The 22953-nt window shown below is 44.1% G+C and carries 21 protein-coding genes; 7 read left to right on the forward strand and 14 right to left on the reverse strand.

The features are described from left to right. Nucleotides 1-14: 14 nt before the first annotated feature. Nucleotides 15-224: a DUF2909 domain-containing protein gene (locus QR722_RS18740; RefSeq protein WP_286284525.1), complete on the forward strand. Its 210-nt coding sequence runs from the start codon at nt 15-17 to the stop codon at nt 222-224. A gap of 20 nt (nt 225-244) precedes the next feature. Here the strand turns inward: QR722_RS18740 and QR722_RS18745 are convergent, their stop codons facing one another. The 11 genes from QR722_RS18745 to QR722_RS18795 form a co-directional block, all read right to left on the reverse strand. Continuing rightward, nucleotides 245-1132: a cytochrome c oxidase subunit 3 gene (locus tag QR722_RS18745; protein ID WP_286284526.1), complete on the reverse strand. Its 888-nt coding sequence runs from the start codon at nt 1130-1132 to the stop codon at nt 245-247. A gap of 12 nt (nt 1133-1144) precedes the next feature. Beyond that, on the reverse strand, nt 1145-1714 hold the full coding sequence (locus tag QR722_RS18750; RefSeq protein ID WP_286284527.1) for a cytochrome c oxidase assembly protein: 570 nt from the start codon (nt 1712-1714) through the stop codon (nt 1145-1147). 12 nt (nt 1715-1726) lie between these two features. Further along, nucleotides 1727-3316 (reverse strand): cytochrome c oxidase subunit I, encoded by a 1590-nt coding sequence (ctaD, locus tag QR722_RS18755; RefSeq protein WP_286284528.1) that lies wholly within the window; start codon nt 3314-3316, stop codon nt 1727-1729. Nucleotides 3317-3326: 10 nt separating this feature from the next. Next, nucleotides 3327-4481: a cytochrome c oxidase subunit II gene (gene coxB / locus QR722_RS18760; RefSeq protein WP_502872447.1), complete on the reverse strand. Its 1155-nt coding sequence runs from the start codon at nt 4479-4481 to the stop codon at nt 3327-3329. A gap of 440 nt (nt 4482-4921) precedes the next feature. Beyond that, complete coding sequence (gene lexA, locus QR722_RS18765; RefSeq protein WP_286284529.1) at nt 4922-5545, reverse strand: transcriptional repressor LexA; 624 nt, start codon at nt 5543-5545, stop codon at nt 4922-4924. 76 nt (nt 5546-5621) lie between these two features. After that, entirely contained in the window at nt 5622-5921 is a 300-nt protein-coding gene (locus tag QR722_RS18770) for a CPCC family cysteine-rich protein (protein WP_286284530.1), read from the reverse strand. A 279-nt stretch (nt 5922-6200) separates the two neighbouring features. Continuing rightward, nucleotides 6201-6359 carry a YqaE/Pmp3 family membrane protein gene (locus QR722_RS18775; RefSeq protein ID WP_286284531.1) on the reverse strand — a complete coding sequence of 53 codons (159 nt, stop codon included), beginning with the start codon at nt 6357-6359 and terminating at the stop codon, nt 6201-6203. A gap of 31 nt (nt 6360-6390) precedes the next feature. Then, complete coding sequence (locus QR722_RS18780) at nt 6391-6960, reverse strand: DUF7010 family protein (RefSeq protein WP_286284532.1); 570 nt, start codon at nt 6958-6960, stop codon at nt 6391-6393. 128 nt (nt 6961-7088) lie between these two features. Beyond that, entirely contained in the window at nt 7089-7778 is a 690-nt protein-coding gene (locus tag QR722_RS18785; RefSeq protein WP_286284533.1) for a VIT1/CCC1 transporter family protein, read from the reverse strand. A gap of 234 nt (nt 7779-8012) precedes the next feature. Then, nucleotides 8013-8300 carry a hypothetical protein gene (locus QR722_RS18790; RefSeq protein ID WP_286284534.1) on the reverse strand — a complete coding sequence of 96 codons (288 nt, stop codon included), beginning with the start codon at nt 8298-8300 and terminating at the stop codon, nt 8013-8015. Between the two features lie 107 nt (nt 8301-8407). Continuing rightward, nucleotides 8408-8719 carry a cupin domain-containing protein gene (locus QR722_RS18795; RefSeq protein ID WP_286284535.1) on the reverse strand — a complete coding sequence of 104 codons (312 nt, stop codon included), beginning with the start codon at nt 8717-8719 and terminating at the stop codon, nt 8408-8410. 575 nt (nt 8720-9294) lie between these two features. Between QR722_RS18795 and QR722_RS18800 the strand changes: the two genes are divergently transcribed. From QR722_RS18800 to plsB, 3 genes are all read left to right on the forward strand, one after another. Beyond that, on the forward strand, nt 9295-9720 hold the full coding sequence (locus tag QR722_RS18800; RefSeq protein ID WP_286284536.1) for a hypothetical protein: 426 nt from the start codon (nt 9295-9297) through the stop codon (nt 9718-9720). A 367-nt stretch (nt 9721-10087) separates the two neighbouring features. Further along, nucleotides 10088-11080, forward strand: coding sequence for a 23S rRNA (adenine(1618)-N(6))-methyltransferase RlmF (rlmF, locus tag QR722_RS18805; protein ID WP_286284537.1), 993 nt, complete (start codon nt 10088-10090; stop codon nt 11078-11080). A 346-nt stretch (nt 11081-11426) separates the two neighbouring features. Beyond that, complete coding sequence (plsB, locus tag QR722_RS18810; RefSeq protein WP_286284538.1) at nt 11427-13877, forward strand: glycerol-3-phosphate 1-O-acyltransferase PlsB; 2451 nt, start codon at nt 11427-11429, stop codon at nt 13875-13877. 52 nt (nt 13878-13929) lie between these two features. On the opposite strand, the gene ilvA is transcribed toward plsB, so the two are convergent. Together ilvA and ilvD are read right to left on the reverse strand one after the other, a co-directional pair. Next, nucleotides 13930-15474, reverse strand: coding sequence for a threonine ammonia-lyase, biosynthetic (ilvA, locus tag QR722_RS18815; RefSeq protein WP_286284539.1), 1545 nt, complete (start codon nt 15472-15474; stop codon nt 13930-13932). Continuing rightward, nucleotides 15475-17322, reverse strand: a complete 1848-nt coding sequence (ilvD, locus tag QR722_RS18820) for a dihydroxy-acid dehydratase (RefSeq protein ID WP_286284540.1) — start codon at nt 17320-17322, stop codon at nt 15475-15477. Between the two features lie 476 nt (nt 17323-17798). Here ilvD and QR722_RS18825 point away from each other — a divergent pair, with 476 nt between their 5' ends. Next, entirely contained in the window at nt 17799-18434 is a 636-nt protein-coding gene (locus QR722_RS18825; protein ID WP_286284541.1) for a trimeric intracellular cation channel family protein, read from the forward strand. 441 nt (nt 18435-18875) lie between these two features. Beyond that, complete coding sequence (locus tag QR722_RS18830; protein WP_286284542.1) at nt 18876-20387, forward strand: YifB family Mg chelatase-like AAA ATPase; 1512 nt, start codon at nt 18876-18878, stop codon at nt 20385-20387. 16 nt (nt 20388-20403) lie between these two features. On the opposite strand, the gene ilvY is transcribed toward QR722_RS18830, so the two are convergent. Continuing rightward, nucleotides 20404-21273: an HTH-type transcriptional activator IlvY gene (ilvY, locus tag QR722_RS18835; RefSeq protein WP_286287740.1), complete on the reverse strand. Its 870-nt coding sequence runs from the start codon at nt 21271-21273 to the stop codon at nt 20404-20406. A 157-nt stretch (nt 21274-21430) separates the two neighbouring features. On the opposite strand from ilvY, the gene ilvC reads away from it, so the two are divergent. Next, nucleotides 21431-22915 (forward strand): ketol-acid reductoisomerase, encoded by a 1485-nt coding sequence (gene ilvC / locus QR722_RS18840; protein WP_286284543.1) that lies wholly within the window; start codon nt 21431-21433, stop codon nt 22913-22915. Nucleotides 22916-22953 lie beyond the last annotated feature (38 nt).

The raw sequence follows: 22953 nt of genomic DNA on the forward strand, positions 1-22953 counted from the left end.
AGGAGAAATCGATTTTGCTAGTAAAACTGATCGTAGGCGGCTTGTTATTATTTATGCTGTATAACTTATTTCGCGCCATGATGATAATGCTAAAAAACGACCCTAATCAGCCTCCCATGAGTAAGTTTATTGGCCGCAGAGTACTGGTGTCGGTAGCAATTGTACTTTTACTGCTGTTGGCCGTAGCGACAGGGTTAATAACTCCGAATCCGCGCCCGTATTAACGGGCGCTATCAAATGTCTTTTATAGGATATATACGAAGAAAAACAGCATAACCCAGACTACATCGACAAAGTGCCAATACCAACTACCCGCTTGGAACGCAAAGTGATTCTCTGGGGTAAAGTGTCCTTTGAGTATCCGTAAGAACAACACAATCAATATAATGGTTCCCAGGGTTACGTGCATTCCGTGAAACCCGGTAAGCAAAAAGAATGTATTACCGTATACACCAGATTGCAGGGTCAGATTCATTTCCCGATAAGCATGCACATACTCTTCAACCTGCAGAGTGATAAAGAAAAACCCGAGTAAAATAGTCACACCTAAGAAAGCAATTAACTGGCTACGTTTTTGTTTTTCCAAGGCTACATGCGCGTAATGACAGGTGACCGATGATACCAATAATATGATGGTGTTATATAAAGGTAATCCCATCCACCCCATAGCTTCGGTCTCAACACCCCCTGGGGTTTTAATTAACGGCCAAACCGCTTCAAAATTTGGCCATAATACTTCGCCAGTCATCGCGTTATTGCCCGCTCCGTCAAGCCACGGAACCGAGATAACACGTGCATAAAATAACGCACCAAAGAAGGCGGCAAAGAACATCACTTCAGAAAAAATAAACCACGCCATTCCCTGTCGATAAGAGCGCCCTAGTTGCTCACTGTATAGGCCAGACATAGACTCGTGGATTTGATTGTTAAACCAACCAATCAACATCACTATCAAGGTAACGATGCCAGCAACCAAAGTCCAACCGCCGTAACCGCTTTCTCCACGGGTTTGCTCTACCACAAAATTGCCTGCACCAAAGGCAATTAAAAATAAAGCCACCGCGCCGACAATGGGCCAGGGGCTTTGGTCAGGAACGTAATATTTTTGGTACTCTTGTTCTTGTTGTGCCATTTGATTTTCCTTTTATCCTTGGTTCATCGCAACGTCTTGAGCACTGGCTGTGACGTCGTACAAGGTATATTGAAGCGTAAAAAACGTAATATCTTTAGGCAGTTGCGGATCAACATAAAATTTCATCGGCATTAACGCTTCTTGTCCCGCCGCTAGAGGCTGATGATTGAAGCAGAAACACTCTGTTTTGTTGATATAAATCGCCGCCGTACCTGGAGATACGGAAGGGATCGCTTGCGCCACATAGTCTTTTGTCGTTGAATTTTTAACGTAAAAATCAACTTGATTCATCTCTCCTGGATACACTTCTATTTTGCGGGTTTGTGCTTTGAATTCCCAAGGCATTCCCGTGTTTGTACGGGTAATGAATTCAATAGTGACAATCCGTGAGCGATCGATTTCAACCGACTCATAGATCGCTGCGTTGTCACTGGTTTTACCGTTAAGACCGGTCACCTGACAAAACACCTCGTACAAAGGCACCAGCGCAAATGCAAAACCGAACATGCCAAAGACAATCGCGACAAGCTTGATAACCAGCTTGCCGTTTTTGTCTTGGCTAGTAGAAGTATCCTGTGTCATACAATAATGACTTTACTTGATCACAGGAGGGGTTTCGAAGGTGTGATAAGGTGCTGGCGATGGGATTTCCCATTCAAGCCCCTCAGCGCCTTCCCAAACTTGAGCGCTAACCGGATCACCCTTTTTACGACAAGCTTTAATTAGCAGTGCTAGGAATATTAGTTGCGACAAACCAAATGCAAAGCCACCTAAACTAATCCACTTGTTGAAGTCGGCAAATTGCAGAGCATAATCAGGAATACGACGAGGCATACCAGCTAAGCCAACGAAATGCATAGGGAAGAACAACACGTTAACGGAAATTAATGAGCACCAGAAATGCCATTTAGCCAAAGTGATGTCAAACATTTTGCCGGTCCACTTGGGTAACCAATAATAGACCGCAGCCATAATCGAGAATATCGCGCCGGTCACCAATACGTAATGGAAATGAGCGACTACAAAGTAGGTATCATGATATTGGAAATCCACAGGCGTAATCGCCAGCATTAATCCAGATAATCCTCCAATGGTGAACAACACAATAAATGCCAGTGCAAATAACATGGGCACTTCAAAAGACAAGGAACCTCGCCACATGGTTGCTACCCAGTTGAACACTTTCACCCCGGTAGGTACCGATATCAACATAGTTGCGAACATAAAGAACAGTTCGGCCCCCACTGGCATCCCTGTGGTAAACATATGGTGAGCCCAAACAATAAACGACAACAACGCAATAGACGTGGTGGCGTAAACCATTGAGGCATAACCAAACAGCTTTTTACGAGAGAAGGTCGGAATGATTGCTGATATGATACCGAATGCGGGCAGGATCATGATATACACTTCAGGATGACCGAAGAACCAGAAAATATGCTGGAACATAACTGGGTCACCACCGCCTGCTGCGTTAAAGAAACTAGTGCCAAAGAACTTATCGGTCAGCACCATGGTAACGGCACCCGCCAATACTGGCATAACTGCTATCAGCAAGAATGCAGTGATCAGCCACGTCCAAACGAACAACGGCATTTTCATCCATGTCATGCCTGGGGCACGCATGTTGAAAATCGTTACGATGACGTTGATAGCACCCATAATCGATGAGATACCCATGATGTGTACAGAGAATACAAACAACGCAGTGGTATCGTTACTATAGGTAGTTGAAAGGGGAGCGTAGAACGTCCAACCAAATGCTGGGCCACCACCTTCCATAAATAATGAAGCAAGTAGGATGGTAAATGCCATTGGCAAAATCCAGAAGCTCCAGTTATTCATGCGCGGTAAAGCCATATCTGGCGCACCGATCATCATAGGTACTAGCCAGTTAGCTAAGCCAGTAAAGGCAGGCATAACCGCACCAAATACCATGATCAACCCATGCACTGTGGTCATCTGATTAAAAAAGTTAGGCTCAACAATTTGCAGGCCTGGCTGAAATAATTCTGCTCGAATTACCATGGCCATTGCGCCACCAATCAAGAACATGATGAACGCGAACCAAAGGTACAAAGTACCAATATCTTTATGGTTAGTAGTAAACAGCCAACGCTTTATGCCGCTTGGCGCATGATGATGATGGTCATCATGATGCAGGTCTTGTGTTGCAGTACTCATAATTAACCTCCTATTGACCCGTCATAACGGCGTTGATGTCTTTTGCTTGGATCATGTCACCCGTATTGTTACCCCAAGCATTTCGCTCATAAGTCACAACGGCGGCAATCTCACTCATTGTTAATTGTTTGCCAAACGCCTGCATAGCAGTGCCAGTTTTGCCATTTATAACAATGTCGATATGGGCAGGAATATCGTTCAGTGCCATTGCACTGCCAGCCAAAGCTGGGAATACACCTGGCAAACCACCACCGTTAGGCTGATGACAGGCTGCACAAGTGCGCATATAGACCTGCTCGCCAGTGGCCATCAATTCATCCATACTCATATTTAACGCTAGCAAACGTTGTTCTTCTTCTTTTGCTTTGCGTTGGGATTCTTGTTGTGCCGTGATCCAGGCTTGATATTCGGCGGGCTCTTTGGCAATAACGACGATTGGCATGAATCCGTGATCTTTACCGCATAGCTCTGCACATTGCCCACGGTAAATGCCGGCATGATTCACATTGGCCCAAGCTTCATTGATAAAACCAGGGTTGGCGTCTTTTTTGACGGCGAAATCCGGTACCCACCAAGAATGAATAACATCATCTGAGGTCACTAAAAAGCGGACTTTTTTACCGGTAGGAATAACCAAAGGTCTATCTACTTCCAATAAGTAGTTTTCACCTTTAGCAAAGCGATTGCTAATTTGTTCCGGTTGAGTGGCTAATGATGAGTAAAATTCTACGTCATCATCCATATATTTATAATGCCACTTCCACTGTGAACCTGTGACTAACACCGTCACATCTGCTGCACTGGCATCTTCCATGGCGATTAAAGTTTTTGCAGCAGGAAAGGCCATCACCACGAGGATAACGAATGGAATGATGGTCCAAGCAATTTCTACTTTTACGCTCTCATGAAAATGAGCAGGCTTAGCACCCCGTGATTTGCGGTGAAAAAACATGCTGTAAAACATCACACCGAACACAAGTACGGCAATAACAACACATATGCCAAACATCAACATGTGCAAGTCATAGACTTCAGCACTGATGTCTGTCACACCCTGTCGTAGATTCAGCTGGTATTGGTCAGCAGTCGAATTCGTTTCTGCTGAGGTAGCAAACGCAATGATACTGGTCAGTAAGACCGATGCGCCGGACCATGTCTTTTTCACTCAACACCTCCTGGTGATTTAAGCCTTTTCCAAGGGAGTAACGCACAGATAATATCCGCCAAAAACTCTAACGTGGTAAATGACTTGATTTATTTTTGTTATGAATCTGTTAATTGACGTATAAGAATTACTCAATCAGCCAATGGAGTCTAGTGTTTTTTGTTGTTATTAGAAACAACTGATTGATTTTTATCCAAAATAGGCTAAATGAAGTATTTTAAGTGATATTCACCTGCCAACCTGCAAAATAATATGCTGTTAGAATCATTGTGATTATTTTTTTTTGCCTGATGACGGTTTGGGGCGGGAATTGAAGTACATAAAAAGTAGTAAGTTATTCGTTGCTAAAGAGGGGAGCGAAAAGCAGCTAGAAATAGCCAATGGCTTTCACCAGTGGCTAATTGTTTTATCAAATACCTGGAAATTAACGAAGTGGCTATTTACATCCAGTCAGCGTTACGGATCACACCAACAGCAATGCCTTCAATATTGAACGGCTGTGATGCCAAGTCAACTTTGATGGTATTGAAATCGTCATTTTCCGCATGCAATAGTACTTCTCGCCCCCGTTTTTCAAGACGCTTTACCGTTACATCTTCGTCGACACGAGCGACTACCACCTGGCCATTGTGCACATCGGTTGTTCTATGTACGGCTAATAAATCACCGTCTAAAATACCGATATCTTTCATACTCATACCACTGACGCGCAGCAGGAAGTCGGCACTGGGTTTAAATAAATTAGGATCAACCTTGTAGTGACATTCTACATGTTCTTCAGCCAAGATCGGCTCACCCGCAGCAACGCGACCAATTAAAGGTAGGCCTAACTCTTCAGGCACATCATCTAGCGGCACATTTAACTTTATGCCCCGTGAGGTACCCGGTAATATTTCGATCACACCTTTTCTAGCCAAGGCTTTTAGATGTTCTTCTGCAGCATTAGCGGATTTGAAGCCTAATTCCCGGGCAATTTCAGCACGAGTAGGGGGCATGCCAGTTTCAGACATAGTTGTCTTGATGAGCTGGAGTATTTCTGCTTGTCTTGGAGTTAGTGGACGCATAAACAGCCTGTTATTCTATACAGTTCAACTGGTAGTATATACAGTTAATCTCATAAAACAAATCTAGTTGCCGTTATTATTTTTCCCGGGCTTTATAGTGGAATGATTTTCTATCTTCTTCAGACAATACATGTTCAAGCATCTTGGGGTCACAAGCACCAATCTGTATGAAGTTTTGTCGACCTTGGCGCAACGACATATGATTTGGTCCCGAGTAATTATCTTGCGCATTCACGTCAACGCCATCATCCTCCCAAAAACAGATGGGGCATATCAGGTAGCTTGCTCTTTGTGACAAGGTAAAATAGTCGCAACAAGGGCATTGCTCAACAAGATTAGTATTTTTTTTTGGTTCATACCAGTCTAACTCGTTCATACGCCTTCCCCTAGCAACGCTTTGTTATGTACTCTAGTCTGTTAACTCGCACCGCGTAATCAGTGCAAGCTATAACGTTACAGTTTACTGGGCAACTCTAATATAGACACACTTTTTTCGCTATATTACGATTACGAATTAACAGCTGTTAAGGAATACTTGCATTAAAAGCAGGTTAAAATTGCAGAATACGATTTAACCAACGAAAAATAGCATTCAGTAAAGATTATTTCTATCGAAACAACTACTCACACTATTTCCCGATTGTTATTCAGAAGGTTACTTTGTTACCACCCAAACTGCATGAATGATACCCGGAACATAAAACAGTATACAAAGCAGCACATTGATTAATAAATCTTTCCCGAAACCACTTTTTAGCAAAACAGCGATAGGCGGTAGAAGAATAGCCAAAATAATTAATACCAGTTTATTCATTTCCTGAGTCTCCAATATTTATTCTTTGTCACTACAATGCCGTATTTGAATCTTGTCGTCTAGATTGATAGAAAATAATTAATGAAAATAGCAGTTCAATCCCGCTACCTATAAAAGCACCGACAACAAACTTAGCCCCGAATAGAATACATAAAACACCACAGAGCATCAGCAGACCACCCAAGAACCAATAAAGCTTAGTTGCATATAAAGTCTGAAACGGCAGATAACGTACACCAATTATCAGCAACATAATCGGATAAAACCACTCCACTTGAAGCTTTGCTACATAGAAAGCGATAAACAAGCCCACAAACAAAATAATGGTGCTTTCCAACGCGAGTTTTCCTAAGGGATTATCAGGCAGATGCGCTCCTGGGCGCTTGAGTGCTTTTGACAATAGTATTGCGATTGGATGAATCAACATGCCAGCAAAAAAAAGAGTGTACATACTTGCTTGGTTGGACGACAACAGCGCGACTAAGCCGGCTATCCCCCAAATTATGCCAGAGGCAAAAACCCCCATAGAACCGCCAAAATAGGCGAAGTTCATATTTCCCTGTGCTTGATTGAAGTTCATCATTACTCCTTGTTTTGCCATCTATAAAACACTGAATTAAGGGTAAAGGCTATGGCTTATTATGTGTTCCACTAACAGGACGTTTGTGTTTAATGCATGTGCTGATCTGCATCTGTTTTGTGAGTGGATGAGATTGTAATATTGTCCTTTCACGCCACCACGCCAAAAACCCGCCCCACAGCAGCAGTTAGCGCCATAGCAAGCGCCCCCCAAAATGTGACTCTTATGGCGCCAACAGATATAGCTGCGCCACCTGCTCGGGCTGCAAGAGCACCCAGTAATGCCAAAAATAATAATGAAGAGACAGCCACAGATGGAATTAATTGAGCTCCAGGGATGACCCAGGCCACCAGCAAAGGAAGCGCTGCGCCAAGGGTGAAAGTTGCCGCTGAAAAAAGTGCTGCCTGTACAGGTTGTGCAGCACCACTTTCCGATAGTCCTATTTCGTCACGAGCATGGGCCCCAAGGGCGTCATGGGCCATTAATTTCTCTGCAACTTGCATAGCCAAAGCGGAATCCAGCCCTCGGGTAACATAAATCTGTGCAAGCTCATCTTTCTCGAAGTCGAAATCATCTTCTAAGGAACGTTTCTCCATTGCCAAATCAGCATTTTCGGTATCAGATTGGGAGCTGACAGACACGTATTCTCCCGCTGCCATCGACATAGCCCCTGCCACTAAGCCCGCAACGCCCGCCAATAAAATACTCTCATGAACGGCACTCGCCGCAGCGACACCAATAATCAGACTAGCGGTAGATACGATCCCGTCATTGGCGCCTAAAACTGCTGCACGTAGCCAACCAACCCGATGTGAACGATGAATTTCATGGTGACTCATACTTGCCTCGTTAGGTATAGAGCGCCAATGCACGCTGCATATTGCGCTCAATTTCAGGAAACGTTTACGGCTTCACAACGATAAACAGACGGCGATTTTAACACAGTTATACGACACCAATACAACTCTGTCCATGCAACCATATAGTTCTCAACCGAGAGTCGTCAGCAAGGTGCACACTAACGCAATGCTTAAATTACAGCTTTTTGCGAGATGGATGTTATATGGTTATGGCTACAACGCGCTGACGAAAATTAGTACAAATGCCAATATAAAATATTTATAACTTTGTCTAGAAGGTGTGCAACCTGGGGTGAACCAGAGTTTAAGTGGAGCGGCCAATAACGAAGGAGACAAAAGTAAGCCTCGAAGTAACGACAATACTCCAATCTCTCCTGCAATTACCCCGAAATCCAAAGTATTGGTTTGATAAAATCCAACAACCTGCATCACTACTACAAGGGCCATAAGAGCTTTAATTAAATTTGAACTACGTTGAATTTTTACTGCTTGATCTTCCATTGAACTCTTATCCTTTGTAATACATATGTCGCCTAATTAGGCCGTGCAATTGCGCTTAAAAATACTAGCGTGAAAAGCTTGCTGCTTGTGTCGAATTAAAAAACCGGTCAAACGCTCCCTTCAGACTCTACAACCAAAATCCGAGCTTCTCCGTGAGGATGGGCAACATGTTCAGTGCCAATTGATGCAAAGAATATATCACCGGTTTCTAATCGTGTTGATTGCTCAACGCCATTATCTTTGAAAAACATCTCAACCACACCATCCAACACCACAAATACCTCTTCACCATCGTTAATATGCCATTTATAAGGCTGATCAGTCCAATGAAGTCGGGTGGTGATGCCGGACATATTCGCAATGTCTAATGCTCCCCAAGCCCGTTCGGAGGTAAATTGCTTAGTTCTAATTATTTTCATACTACTTCTACTTTATCAATTAGCCTTATTGCGCAATGGTATTAACCACATAATGAAGATCCTGCGGAAAGCCTAAATTTGAGCTAGATGTTTCGCCGAAAACCAGCTAGCGCTGTTACTACGGCTAAATAGCAAAGGTGGTGCATCTTTTTATGACTATTAAACCAGCCCTCAGATTATCACAATATTTCTGACAATTTTAACTAGACTAGTTTTACAGCCTTCACCCTGTTGTACAGCTCGCCCACTGGTTTGTCACTTTTAAGAACATTTATCTCCTTGCGTACTAGTGGCTACGAGTAAGTTTATCGCCATTAAGCATCGCCCATGCCAACTACTGAAGATGCTCCCAACGCGCCACACCAAAACCGAGACAAAAGACAGAACAAGATATAAATCATAAAAATAACCTTTACTTATCAATAAATTAACAATTAAATTAGGTATCAAACACCATACCTTTGTATGATGGCATATTACCATTAGTGGTTACTTTTTGTTCAAGCTTTAGTCATAATAGCTCCACGCTTTGAGAGCAACCTAATTTACACTTTAAACTTACTTGGAATACTATTATGAAAACTACTTTAATCGCTTTATCTGTATTGGCTGCTTCTTCAACTGCTATGGCAACTACCGCAACTAACTATGATTTTGTTGCGCTAGATAATTCAGAGCAAACGCAACTATGCCTTGTTTCCGCCAAAGAAGGTTTAAGCGCAGCTAAGAAGATGGGCAAAGCACGCTTTAGCAGCGACACCCTTTGTAATGGTAAAAAAATCGCTGATTTTGCTAAGCAATATCAGCAAGTTGAAGAAAAAGAGCAACCAGCGGTTAAATACTCCGTTGTTGCATATGATAATACTGATGCTTCAATGACTTGTGTTAAAGCAGCTGTTGAAGGTGTAGCTTCATTAAACTTAAAGCCGTATGAGCTTAAAAATATTACCTGTAATGGCCGTAGCATTAGGTCTTTTGCTCGCACTTATTTTAATATGTAAGTCGAATAGCTAAGCTCGAAAAGCCGCTTCCTAAAGGAGCGGCTTTTTTGTTTTAGGCGCAAAATCCTGATGTGCCGTTTGTATGCTGGAAGTTATGCACTTTATCGAGGAAGTCACTACACAAGTCGCCAATTCAGGCAGCTGATATGGCGGTGTCGATTAAAGCAAAGCATAAGTCGGCGAGGAAATTGTTGGGATAATAGCCCAATTGAATGCTTTGAACACAACCATAGTGTCATTTAGCCCTTGGGAAGCAATTAATTAGCAGCGCAGCACTATGTTAAGTCTGCCTATATTTTATATTTAAGCTTATAATCACAGGGTAAAGCAGTCCCCCCTTTAAATTGTTAACCTCGGAAATACTACTGTGAGCACGCTTCATCATAGAAATAAGAGCCAAACCAAGCCAAATCGTGGCAGCCTACATCCGAGGAATCTGCACAATCAAGGCTATGACTTTCCATCACTGATCAAAAGTTACCCGCCACTCAGCGGATTTGTGAAAACAAATGCTCATGGTAACCTTTCCGTCGAATTTTCAGATCCATTGGCGGTAAAAGCGCTAAATACCGCGCTGTTAAAACGACATTACAAGATTGACAATTGGAATATTCCGCAGGGTGCTCTTTGTCCGCCCATCCCTGGTAGAGCAGATTATATCCATTACATCGCAGAGTTACTTGGAGTGGACGAGCCGTCTGCGCAGCACACCAATACTCCGTCCAAAATCACCTTGCTCGACATAGGAACGGGTGCGAATGGAATTTATCCTCTATTGGCCTGTCAAATTTACGGTTGGCATTGTGTTGGTAGCGATATTAACCCTCAGTCTCTCGACAACGTTGCCTCGATTATCGCTAAAAATCCTACGTTAAAAGACTGCTTCTCATTGCGCATTCAACAGGATAAAAATCTTATTTTTGCAGGAATTATTCAAGCGGGTGAATGCTTCGACGTCAGTGTTTGCAACCCACCCTTTCATGCTTCGCAACAAGAAGCCCTCAAAGGTAGCCAGTTGAAACTCAATAACCTTGCTCGCAATCGCGGTGAACAAACACCTAAGGGCGTTAAAAATGACACCTCAAGTCAGTCAGTTTCTGCGACTCCCACGCTAAACTTTGGAGGTCTGGAAGCTGAACTTTGGTGCAAGGGCGGCGAACAAATGTTTCTCAAAAAGATGATAAAGGAAAGCCAAGTATTTTCAGCCCAATGCCGTTGGTTCACCAGTCTGGTATCGAAAATTGACAATGTGAAGCCTGCAATGAAGTTGATGCGCAAGCTGGGTGCCAGTGATATACGGCAAATAGACATGAAGCAGGGAAATAAAATAACCAGAATTTTAGCTTGGACATTCATCTAAAAAGCCCGCTAGCAAGCTACCCCTGTCTCATGCTCTATTTTACATTCCCAGTCAGTTCGGCGGTTTTAATAGTGAGCTTGCAATTTCACTCCCTCTGGCAGATCCTTTGCTGAAAAATTCAGCTCTCAAGCCTATTTTGCTTAGGGATTAAGCGCTAACCAGCATCTTCTGAACGTTCTATTAGGTAGTTTGCTAATAATTGCTTTAAAATATCAGCACTTTAATAATTACGGGGTGGCATTCGATTTTCGATTACTTGCCAGTGCAAGTGCTGTCCACCGAAAAAAGCATAAATTGACGCTTCATGCTATGCTCCCTTTGTTAACAAAAATTCAAGGTATGATATATGGTTTGGCTGCATAAATTGCTGCTTGCACTGTTCTCTTGGCCAGTTAAGTGGCTGGTCAAAGTCAATAATATCCCCACAGATATTGAGAAAGAATTGGGGATTGAGAAAGATAAACCGATTATTTATCTGATAAGAACGCACTCGATAACCGATCAGTTGGCATTGAAAATGTCCACTAAGCAGCTAGGTTTACCCAGCCCTACCAAGAAAATTCGCATTGGTAACGAAGAACACGACGCCTGCGTATTCCTTGAGCAGCCCCAGTCTGTGCTTGGTCGCAGCATCAAAGGCACTAGAATTGCCAACGATTTTACCCATCTGTTTAAATTACATACTGAAGACCCCAATCTTGATTTACAATTTGTTCCCGTCACGATCTTTTGGGGTAGAGCCCCCGGACGCAAGTCTGAAGGCTTAGCAGATTTATTAGCGGATAAAGCTTCGCCCAGTTGGTTGCGTAAATTCTTCATAGTGCTGTTTTTAGGACGAGATAACTTTGTGTCCTACAGCAAAGCTGTGTCGTCTCGAGAAATGACAAATCTTCTTGGTACAGAGGCTGAAATCGCCCATAAGCTCATTCGGTTGGCGGGTACTCACTTTCACCGCAAGCGCCAAGCATTTAACGGCCCAACCCTGTTAGAGAAATCCGAACTATATAACTCCATACTTGGTTCTGCTTCGGTCAAACATGCTATTAGTGAAGAAGCTCGGCAAAAAAAGTTAACCTCAGACAAAGCCAAAGACTTAGCTCGCTCCTATATAAACGAAATTGCGGCTGATTATCGCGAGGGCTTGATCCGCTTTGGTGATCGGGTACTCACCCGTATATGGAACAAAATATATGATGGTATTGATGTTCGTCATGCTGACAAGGTAAGAAAGCTTGCGCAAAACGGTCATGAAATAATCTATGTACCTTGTCACCGCAGCCACATGGATTACTTGCTGCTCACTTACGTCATCTATCATCAGGGTTTAGTCACGCCACATATTGCAGCGGGCATTAACTTAAACTTCTGGCCTGTTGGCGGAATGTTCCGTCGTGGTGGCGCCTTCTTCTTGCGTCGTAGTTTTGCCGGTAACAAACTTTACACCGCGGTATTTCGTGAATATTTGGAGTTGTTGTTCAATAAAGGCTATTCCGTTAAATACTATGCAGAAGGAGGCCGTAGCCGCACCGGTAGGCTACTACCACCCAAAACTGGCATGCTCGCCATGACACTGCAAGCCATGGTTAAAGGCGTCAATCGCCCGGTCAGTATCGTGCCGGTATATATTGGTTACGAGCACGTGATGGAAGTCAGCAGCTACTTGAAAGAGCTTAAAGGCGGCGGCAAGAAGAAAGAGTCTTTCTTTGGTGTATTTTCTGCTGTCAGAAAATTAAAAAATTACGGCCACGGCTTTTTAAATTTCGGCGAACCGATCCAGTTAAATAACTTTTTAGACAAGCAAGTTCCCGATTGGCGTGACTCGCAAGGAATTGACTCAGAAAGAAAACCCAGTTGGCTAACCCCAACCGTGAATGTTCTGGCTAATCAGGTTATGGTCAGAATTAATCAAACGGCGGCGATCAGTGGCATGTCTATTTGCGCCCTTTGTTTGCTGTCAGCTAAAAAATCGTCAATGGGTCTCAAAGAGTTAGAGCAAGCGGTTGAAGATTACCTAAAACTGCTGCGCCTATCTCCCTACAGTGATTTGGTCACCTTACCAGAGAAAAGTGCTGAAGAAATTGTGGCCAACACCCTGAAGCTTGGCAAAATGACCGTATCAGAAGACAGCTTTGGTAAAATCATCTCCTTGGAGCGCAACAATGCAGTGGCGTTAACCTACTACAGGAATAACATTTTACATCTGTTCGCCTTACCAGGATTGATTGCCGCTATTTTATTTGCTGACAATGGCATTACCAAACACAAATTAATCGATTTGATTGTGCGCCTCTATCCAATGTTACAGCGTGAATTATTTATCTATTTTTCAGTGGAACAAGCCCAGCAATATACTGAGAGTTTGATCGACAGTATGCAAGAAATGGGAATGATAGAATGCCGAGGTGAAAACCTATTTCATGCTGGCCCTACTGCCACATCGTTTTACTCTCTGTGGCTGTTAAATCGCAGCATTCAGGAAACTTTGCAACGTTATGCGTTGGTTCTATCGTTATTGGCCAGTGAAGAACGCATGAGCCGGGGCGCACTTGAAAGACAAAGCGCCAAATTTGCCGAGCGTTTATCTGCATTGCACGGGATTAACTCACCAGAGTTTTTCGATAAAAATGTGTTAGCTACTTTTGTTAATGCATTAAAAGAAAACCATCTTTTGGCAGACAGTGACGACGGGCAATTGCAGCATTCTGAAACAAGTGAAATCTTGCGTCAGGATATCATTGGCTTAATTGCACCTGAAATCGCACAACGGCTGGAAAAGCTATACGCACAACAGAAGTAATAAACTATAGAGCCCATCAAGGTAGCCCTACCTTGATGGGCTTAAGGTATCTTTAATGGGACGTCAGATCAGACAGAAAGAACTGATACGCTGGGTTTGCAGTTTGCTCCGTGTATAGGTAACCAAGCTCAGCCAAATGCTTATCGAATTCTGCCCTTCCACCTTCTGGAATATCAAAGCCCGCTAACACTAAACCTTCCGCTGCACCATGATTACGATAATGAAATAAGGTGATATTCCAGTTCTCGCCCAAAGTATCTAGAAACTTCATCAATGCCCCAGGATACTCAGGAAATTCAAAGGAAAATATATGTTCATTAAGTAAACTTGGTGGCCGTCCTCCCACCATATAGCGCACATGCAACTTAGCCATTTCATTTTCAGACAAGTCAAAGCACTGATAGCCGCTTGTGGTAAGTTCTCGTTCGAGTTGCCGATATTCTTCCTTGCCAAAACGTAATTTGATGCCGACAAAAATATGCGCCTCGCCATCACTGGCATAACGATAATTAAATTCAGTTATTGTGCGTCCGCCAAGCATTTCACAGAATTGCTTAAAGGCACCGGTATGCTCTGGAATTTTAACTGCAAATACCGCTTCTTTTTGCTCACCTAGCTCACAGCGTTCAGATACATAGCGCAGGGTGTGGAAGTTAATATTGGCCCCGCATAAAATACCGCCAATCTTTTTGCCTTCCAAGGTATGTTCGTTGAGATATTTACGTATTCCGGCTACAGACAAGGCCCCTGCAGGCTCAGCGATTACCCGAGTATCATCAAAAATATCTTTGATAGCAGCGCAAATCTCATCAGTGGTGACCGTAATCACTTCATCAACATATTGCTGACACAGCCGAAACGGCTCTACACCTATGGTTTTCACCGCCACGCCATCGGCAAAGATCCCGACTGACGATAAGGGCACTGGCTCACCCGCCAGCAAAGCCGCCTGTAAGCAGGCTGACTCATCAGATTCTACTGCAATAATTTTTAGCTCGGGGCGAAGCTGTTTTAAATAAACACTTATGCCTGCCGCTAGCCCACCACCACCTACGGCAATAAACAAAATATCTAAATCAGGCAGTTGTTCGAGTAATTCGCGCCCTATGGTGCCTTGGCCAACAATGACATCTTCATCGTCAAAAGGGGCCACCATGGTATAGCCATTCACCTCGGCTAACCGCAGCGCTTCATCTTTGGCCTGATCAAAACTGGTGCCATACAACAATACGTGCGCATATTCGCCACCAAAGCGGCGTACCGCTTCCACCTTAATATCTGGGGTCGTTTCTGGCATCACTATAGTCGCTTGGATTTTTTTTACTCTGGCGGAATAAGCCACGCCTTGGGCGTGATTACCGGCCGAAGCGGCTACCACACCAGCTTGCAATTGAGCTTGAGTCAAACTGCTGAGCTTGTTGTAGGCCCCGCGCAGCTTAAATGATTTAACTGGTTGCTGATCTTCGCGCTTCAAATAAATATCGTTGCCTAAGGCGGCTGACAAACTTGTTAGGCGCGTCAAATCAGTACGCAGCGCCACGTCATAAACGGGCGAGAGCAAGATGCGCTTGAGATACTCGTTGGCTGATAAAGTCATTTAGTCTTCCAATTTAGACGGGTCTCGCACCGCACCTTTGTCTGCACTCATTGCCAGCAAGGCAAACGTTTTGAGTGATAAGGATACTTTACGATCACGATTCTTCGGTTTCCAAGGTTTGGCACTGGCGTCCATAACGTCTCGGCGTTGCTGCAATTCTTCGTCGCTGATGCGCAGATTTATGCTGCGATTAGGAATATCAATATCAATAATATCGCCATCTTCGACTAAACCAATTGCCCCCCCAGCCGCGGCCTCAGGAGAGACATGCCCAATCGATAAACCAGAAGTGCCTCCAGAGAAGCGACCGTCAGTGATCAACGCACATTCCTTGCCTAAACCCTTGGATTTCAGATAAGAGGTGGGATACAACATTTCTTGCATACCCGGCCCGCCTTTGGGACCTTCATAGCGTATAAACACTACGTCTTTGGCTTTAACATGACCTTTAAGGATGCCATTAACCGCATCGTCTTGGCTCTCATATACCCGAGCGGTGCCAGTGAATTTATGGATGGATTCATCCACCCCTGCAGTTTTAACAATACAACCATCTAAGGCGATATTGCCATATAACACTGCCAGCCCACCTTCTAGACTAAAGGCATGCTCAATGTTGCGAATACAACCTTTAGCTCGGTCAGTGTCAGCACTTGGATAGCGACAATCCTGACTGAAAGCTTTAGTGGTTCGAATACCGGCGGGGCCTGCTTTGTAAAAATTAAGCACATCCTCACTAGGATTGCTGGCAATATCCCATTGTTCGATCACTTCACCCAAGGTTTTACCAAATACATGGTGGGTATCTGCATGCAACAAACCTGCGCGGTTCAGCTCAGCCAATATGCCCATTACGCCACCAGCACGGTGCACATCTTCCATGTGATATTGCGGCGTAGAAGGCGCAACTTTACATAAATGCGGCACTTTTCTGGATAGTCTATCTATATCATCCATGGTGAAAGGCACCTCACCTTCGATGGCTGCCGCAAGCAAATGTAATATAGTATTGGTTGAACCGCCCATGGCGATATCTAAACTCATAGCATTTTCAAACGCTTTGAAATTAGCAATATTGCGGGGTAAAGCCGTTTCATCGTCTTCTTGGTAGTAGCGACGACATAGCTCCACCACTTGACGACCAGCTTGTTTAAACAGCTCTTCTCGATCTTTATGGGTGGCCAATAAAGAGCCATTGCCAGGCAGTGACAGACCCAGCGCTTCCGTTAAGCAGTTCATAGAGTTAGCGGTAAACATGCCTGAACAAGAGCCACAGGTAGGGCAGGCAGAACGTTCGATTTCATCAGAATCTGCATCACTGACTTTGTCGTCGGCTGCAGCTACCATCGCATCAACCAAATCTAGTTTGATGATTTCATCAGAAAGCTTAGTTTTGCCCGCTTCCATGGGTCCACCGGACACAAACACCACAGGTACATTTAAACGCATCGCAGCCATCAGCATGCCAGGCGTTATTTTGTCGCAGTTAGAGATACACACAATTGCATCGGCGCAATGGGCGTTCACCATATATTCAACGGAATCGGCAATAATTTCCCGAGACGGCAAGCTATAAAGCATACCGGCATGACCCATGGCAATACCGTCATCTACCGCAATAGTATTGAATTCTTTGGCTACGCCGCCGGCTTCCTCAATACTGCGCGCCACGAGTTGGCCCATGTCTTTTAAATGGACATGGCCAGGTACGAATTGAGTAAATGAGTTGGACACCGCAATAATCGGTTTACCAAAATCTTTGTCGGTCATACCGGTAGCTCGCCATAATGCACGGGCTCCCGCCATGTTGCGTCCTTGAGTCGTGGTGGATGAGCGTAACTTTGGCATGGTCTAACCCTCTAATGTATTCAGTTCAGTTGATAAGCAACTTTCAAATTCAATTGGCTTTTTTGTATGCTTGCCAGCTTTGGCACGTTACAAACAAAAAACCCCCGCGGATAAACTGCGAGGGTTTGTAAATGTAAAACTCACATATCTACCCTCGCACGGAAACATCCGGCGCGCTAATTATCACAATCAACACTTGCTCGATAGAGATGGATCAACAATCTAAATTATTTTGTATCGTCACTGCTAATAGAAATATCACGTTAGACCTTAAGGGATCAAGTTTTCAATCTGTATATATTATGCCAATCACAAAAAACGTCCTATTGAGGTAGCCTTGAGAGTCTTTTGACTCCTGATGATATATGCGCTCTAAGCATAGCCATGGAGGCCCTCTCGGCTACTTTATTCGTTTTTACCTCAGCGTCTGTATGGTAAGGTCCGCGTCAATTGGATTAAGCGGACGATGATAGAGCATGTTTTCGGTTTCAGAGTGGTTTCATTGGATAGATTTGGCGGGTGTGGCGGTGTTTGCTATATCAGGAACGTTGATGGCATATCGCAAATATATGGATGGTTTTGGTGTAATTGTACTGGCTGCAGTAACGGCAATTGGCGGCGGCACCTTGCGGGATATGATTTTGGACTCACCCGTTTTTTGGGTTCATGATCCTAGCTTTTTCTATGTGATCTTAATCGCTGCGATAGGCACAATTGTTTGGCTAAGATATTACTCCAGCTTCCCGCTGCGTTATTTACTGATTGCTGATGCTTTCGGTTTAGCTTTTTTTAACGTGATGGGCTTACAAAAAGCCTTGGCATTTGGCGCAACGCCCTTTGTTGCTATCGCCTTAGGTACCATGACCGGCGTGTTTGGAGGTTTGCTTCGAGACGTAATTTGCCGAGAAATTCCACTAGTGTTGAAAGGCGAGTTGTACGCTACCACCTGTATTTTTGGTGGTGCGGTGTATGTCGCCGCAAGCTGGCTAAATTTGCATGCTGATATTGTCATGCTCGCCGCACTGCTAAGTACTTTGCTAAGCCGCCTCGCCTCGATGCGCTGGAATTGGCACCTACCTGTGTTCCCAGTACATGGTGAAAATGAACAATAACTCAAGCATTTCACCAAACCATTAATTTATTGCAGCCACATAGTCATCGCATGCTTGTAGCCCAGTGGCTGCGTTGAAATGAAGCAAATTACCATGCCTGTCCACGTAACGTTGCCTCCACGTAACGCTTTAATGGAATGCACTATATTTCGATGGGTGTCTCGATAACAGCGATACCAATGTAAAGGCAGATGCTGTGCTACAAACTATGGTTTTCAGGGATGAAAACGCTAAGCGTCCAGGGACGTATTTACCGCGTGTTTGTAGTCCAGTATCTGTCTTGGAATGATGCAAATTACGATGGGTGTCTCAATAACAGCTTTCTAGTCGCTCGGTTATAGTCTTGGAATACGAGTTAGTAAAAACTAGACCTTCATAATTGGCAATGACCGTTGCGCTCAACTAACGTTATAACAGCTACCAGCAACATAAGGATATGTGATGTCATTGGCTGTGGTTTATTCTCGTGCATCGGTTGGGATCAATGCGCCCTTGGTGACTATTGAAGTACATTTAGCCAATGGCTTACCAGCGTTTAATTTAGTAGGCCTTGCCGAAACCGCTTTGCGGGAATCGAAAGAGCGAGTTAGAAGCGCATTGCTCAATTCGGGCTTTGAGTTTCCGGCCAAACGGATCACCATAAATCTAGCCCCTGCTGACTTACCGAAAGAAGGGGGGCGCTTTGATCTAGCCATCGCAATCGGCATCATTGCTGCCTGTGAATTATTACCCGAGGTTAATTTCGACGAATTCGAATTTGCAGGAGAGCTAGCATTGACCGGCGAAGTACGGGCAATCTCCGGCGCATTGCCTTTCAACTACGCCTGTCAAAAAGATAAGCGCACTGCCATCATCCCCGCAATAAATTGTGCCGAGGCAGCACTTATTCCCGACAGTAAAATTATCCCTGTAGCGACCCTCAGCACGCTCTTCCTGCAGCTTAATCAGCAACAAAAAATTCCATTATTTCACCATACTGTATCCACTAGTTCCCCCTCATACCAAGTAGACATGTCGGATATCTGCGGCCAACATCTGGCCAAACGAGCATTGGAGATTAGTGCGGCTGGCGCACATAACATCCTATTTTGTGGGCCTCCCGGCACAGGTAAAACTATGTTAGCCAAACGCTTAGTTACGCTGCTGCCGGAGATGACTCAGCAACAGGCATTAGAAAGTGCCACTATAAGATCCATTGCCGGTCATCCCATTACGCCAGAACAATGGACATTAAGACAATTTCGTCAGCCACACCATACCTGTTCAGCGGTAGCCTTGGTAGGCGGCGGATCAAACCCTAAACCCGGAGAAATCAGCCTGTCTCACAACGGTATTCTTTTTCTAGATGAGTTACCCGAATTTGAACGCCGGGTGCTAGATGTATTGCGTGAACCTATGGAGTCTGGACAAGTTTGTATTTCGCGAGCCGCTCGACAAGTAAGCTATCCGGCGCAGTTTCAATTGGTAGCGGCGATGAATCCAAGTCCTACCGGTAGTCTGCATGATGGCCGTAGCACCTCAGAACAGGTCTTAAAATACCTAAACAGAATTTCTGGACCCTTTCTTGATCGCATAGATCTGCAAGTCGATGTGCCTAAATTACCCAGCACAGATATGTACCAAGCTCCTGATATGAAATCAGAAAATAGCGCACAGATTAAACAGAGAGTCATCAAAGCCAGAGAGATCCAAATCCAACGGGCCAGCAAATGCAATGCATTGATGACCACAAAGGAGCTAGAAACATACTGCGTATTAACCGCAAAAGACAAACAATTTTTACAAGGTGCTGCCGAAGAGTTTGGATTCTCTATGCGCGCTTTTCATCGCATTTTGAAAGTTGCTCGCACTATCGCTGATTTGGAAGATTGTGAATTGATCGCTCGACAACATCTTGCCGAAGCCATGAATTACCGGGCGCTAGATAGTATCATCCATCAACTTCGCTATTGACGTCACTTAGGCGTTTTTACTTAAGTATTTCCGCCTGGTTTATCATAGCGTCAATTAATACTTCATTGACGCGAGCCTTTAAGCAACATAAACCTAGTTTGTAAGGCTCTATGTTATCAATGGGCATTTGGTTGACCTTTTTGCTAGCAACGGAATTATCCAGCACCACCTTTGGCACTATGCCTAATCCGCAGCCCAAGGCAACCATACTCACAATCGCCTCATTACCACCCACGGTGGCATACACTCGAGGTCGTATACCCATTTCAGCAAACCAATGGTGCACAATCCTTTTAGACGGACCGGACTCGGGCAAGATCACCGAATTAGCAGTCCAATCAACTTGCTGCAAGCTATTGATATTACTGTCTTTTGGCGCAATCAATAGCAATGGAATGGTATCCAACGGGAAGAAGGCTAGTTCTTTTGGAAAGTCTGGGGTGTGCACTGATATTGCCACGTCAGCATGCTGGTCAAGCACCTTGCTTACTGACAATGCATGGTCGCCGGTGGTGAGCTTAACTTCAACCTGTGGGTGTTGCTGGCGAAAGCGATTGAGAATATCTGGCAAATGACTTTGGCTTGCCGTCACCGAGCAATATAACTTTATCTCGCCAGTTAACAGTGGGTTCAGTTGATCAAGATCCGCTCTTAAGCCGTGCCAGGCAGATAATGTTTGCTGGCTAAAGGCGCGCATTTTCTCCCCGGCAATGGTCAACTTAACCTTTCGGTTGTCGCGGATAAACAACTCAGCCCCACACTCCTCTTCTAACCGCTGAATCGCGCGACTAAGTGTAGAGGGACTGACAAATAACGCTTCTGCCGTTTTGCCAAAATGCAAACTATTAGCCAAGTGTACGAACAATTGTAATGAGCGAATATCCATTTGTTTCATAATATGAAATACAGTATTGCGAATATATCATTTTATTCAACATTAAAGAAAGTCTAGACTGCACAGCATCACAAGTCGTCACTGACTCGATAGATTTTACACTTGGTTTACAGCCAATAAATTTAAGACACCAATCAGTAGGTACATAATGGCAAATTACTTCAACACATTATCTCTTCGTCAGCAGCTTGATCAGTTAGGCCGCTGCCGTTTTATGCAAAAAAGTGAATTTGCTAGCGGATGCGAATATTTAAAAGGCAAGAAGATAGTCATTGTAGGCTGCGGCGCTCAGGGCCTTAATCAAGGTTTGAATATGCGTGACTCTGGTTTGAACGTTTCTTATGCGTTACGCCAAGCCGCGATTGATGAAAAACGAGATTCTTATCAAAGAGCTTCAAGCAATGGTTTTGAAGTTGGCACTTACCAACAATTGATACCGGAAGCGGATTTAGTTTATAACCTAACCCCTGATAAACAACATTCCAGCGTTGTTGAGGCAGTTATGCCGCTAATGAAAAAGGGCGCAACTTTGGGTTATTCCCATGGCTTCAATATCGTAGAAGAAGGTCAGCAAATCCGTGCAGACATCACAGTTGTAATGTGTGCACCCAAATGTCCAGGCACTGAAGTTAGAGAAGAATACAAGCGTGGTTTTGGTGTCCCTACACTCATCGCTGTTCACCCAGAAAATGATCCACAAGGACAAGGTTGGGATATCGCCAAAGCCTTAGCATCTGCCACAGGTGGTGACCGTGCCGGTGTACTTCAATCATCCTTTGTAGCAGAAGTGAAATCTGATTTGATGGGTGAGCAAACCATTCTTTGTGGAATGCAACAAACAGCGGCTATTTTGGCCTATGAGAAAATGATAGCAGATGGTATAGATGCTGGCTATGCTGGTGCGCTGATCCAATTTGGTTTAGAGACCATTACCGAAGCGCTTAAAATCGGTGGTGTTACCAATATGATGGACCGACTGTCCAATCCTGCAAAATTAAAAGCCTGTGAACTATCGGATCAACTCACCACTATGCTTCGTCCTTTGTTTGAAAAACATCAAGATGACATCATCAGTGGCGAATTCTCAAAAACCATGATGGAAGATTGGGCCAATGGTGATGCAAACTTGTTCAAATGGCGTGAAGAAACCGGTCAAAGTGCCTTTGAAAATGCGCCTCAGTTTGAAGGCAGAATTGACGAACAAGAATTTTTCGATAAAGGCATCCTAATCGTTGCCATGATCAAATCTGGTGTTGAACTGGCATTTGATGTCATGGTTGAAGCAGGCATTCTACCTGAATCAGCTTATTATGAGTCATTACATGAGACTCCACTAATTTCGAATACTATTGCCCGCAAGCGTTTATATGAGATGAATGTTGTTATCTCTGATACAGCAGAATATGGCAACTATCTCTTCGCTAATGCGGCCATCCCATTATTGAAAGAAAAGCTAATGCCCACTATCTCGGCCGAATTGATTGGCAAAGGTTTGAACGTTAGCTCCAATAGTGTTGACAACATGGCACTTGTTAACGCGAACCATAAAATACGTAATCACGGTGTCGAATCTGTTGGTGCAGTGTTACGGGGATATATGACGGATATGAAAGCAATAGTTGATGTTGCTTAATAGTCTTCATAATTAGCAAGAAATTTACGTTTCTGTCG

Source organism: Aliiglaciecola sp. LCG003 (genome assembly GCF_030316135.1).
In the GTDB taxonomy this organism is placed as follows: domain Bacteria; phylum Pseudomonadota; class Gammaproteobacteria; order Enterobacterales; family Alteromonadaceae; genus Aliiglaciecola.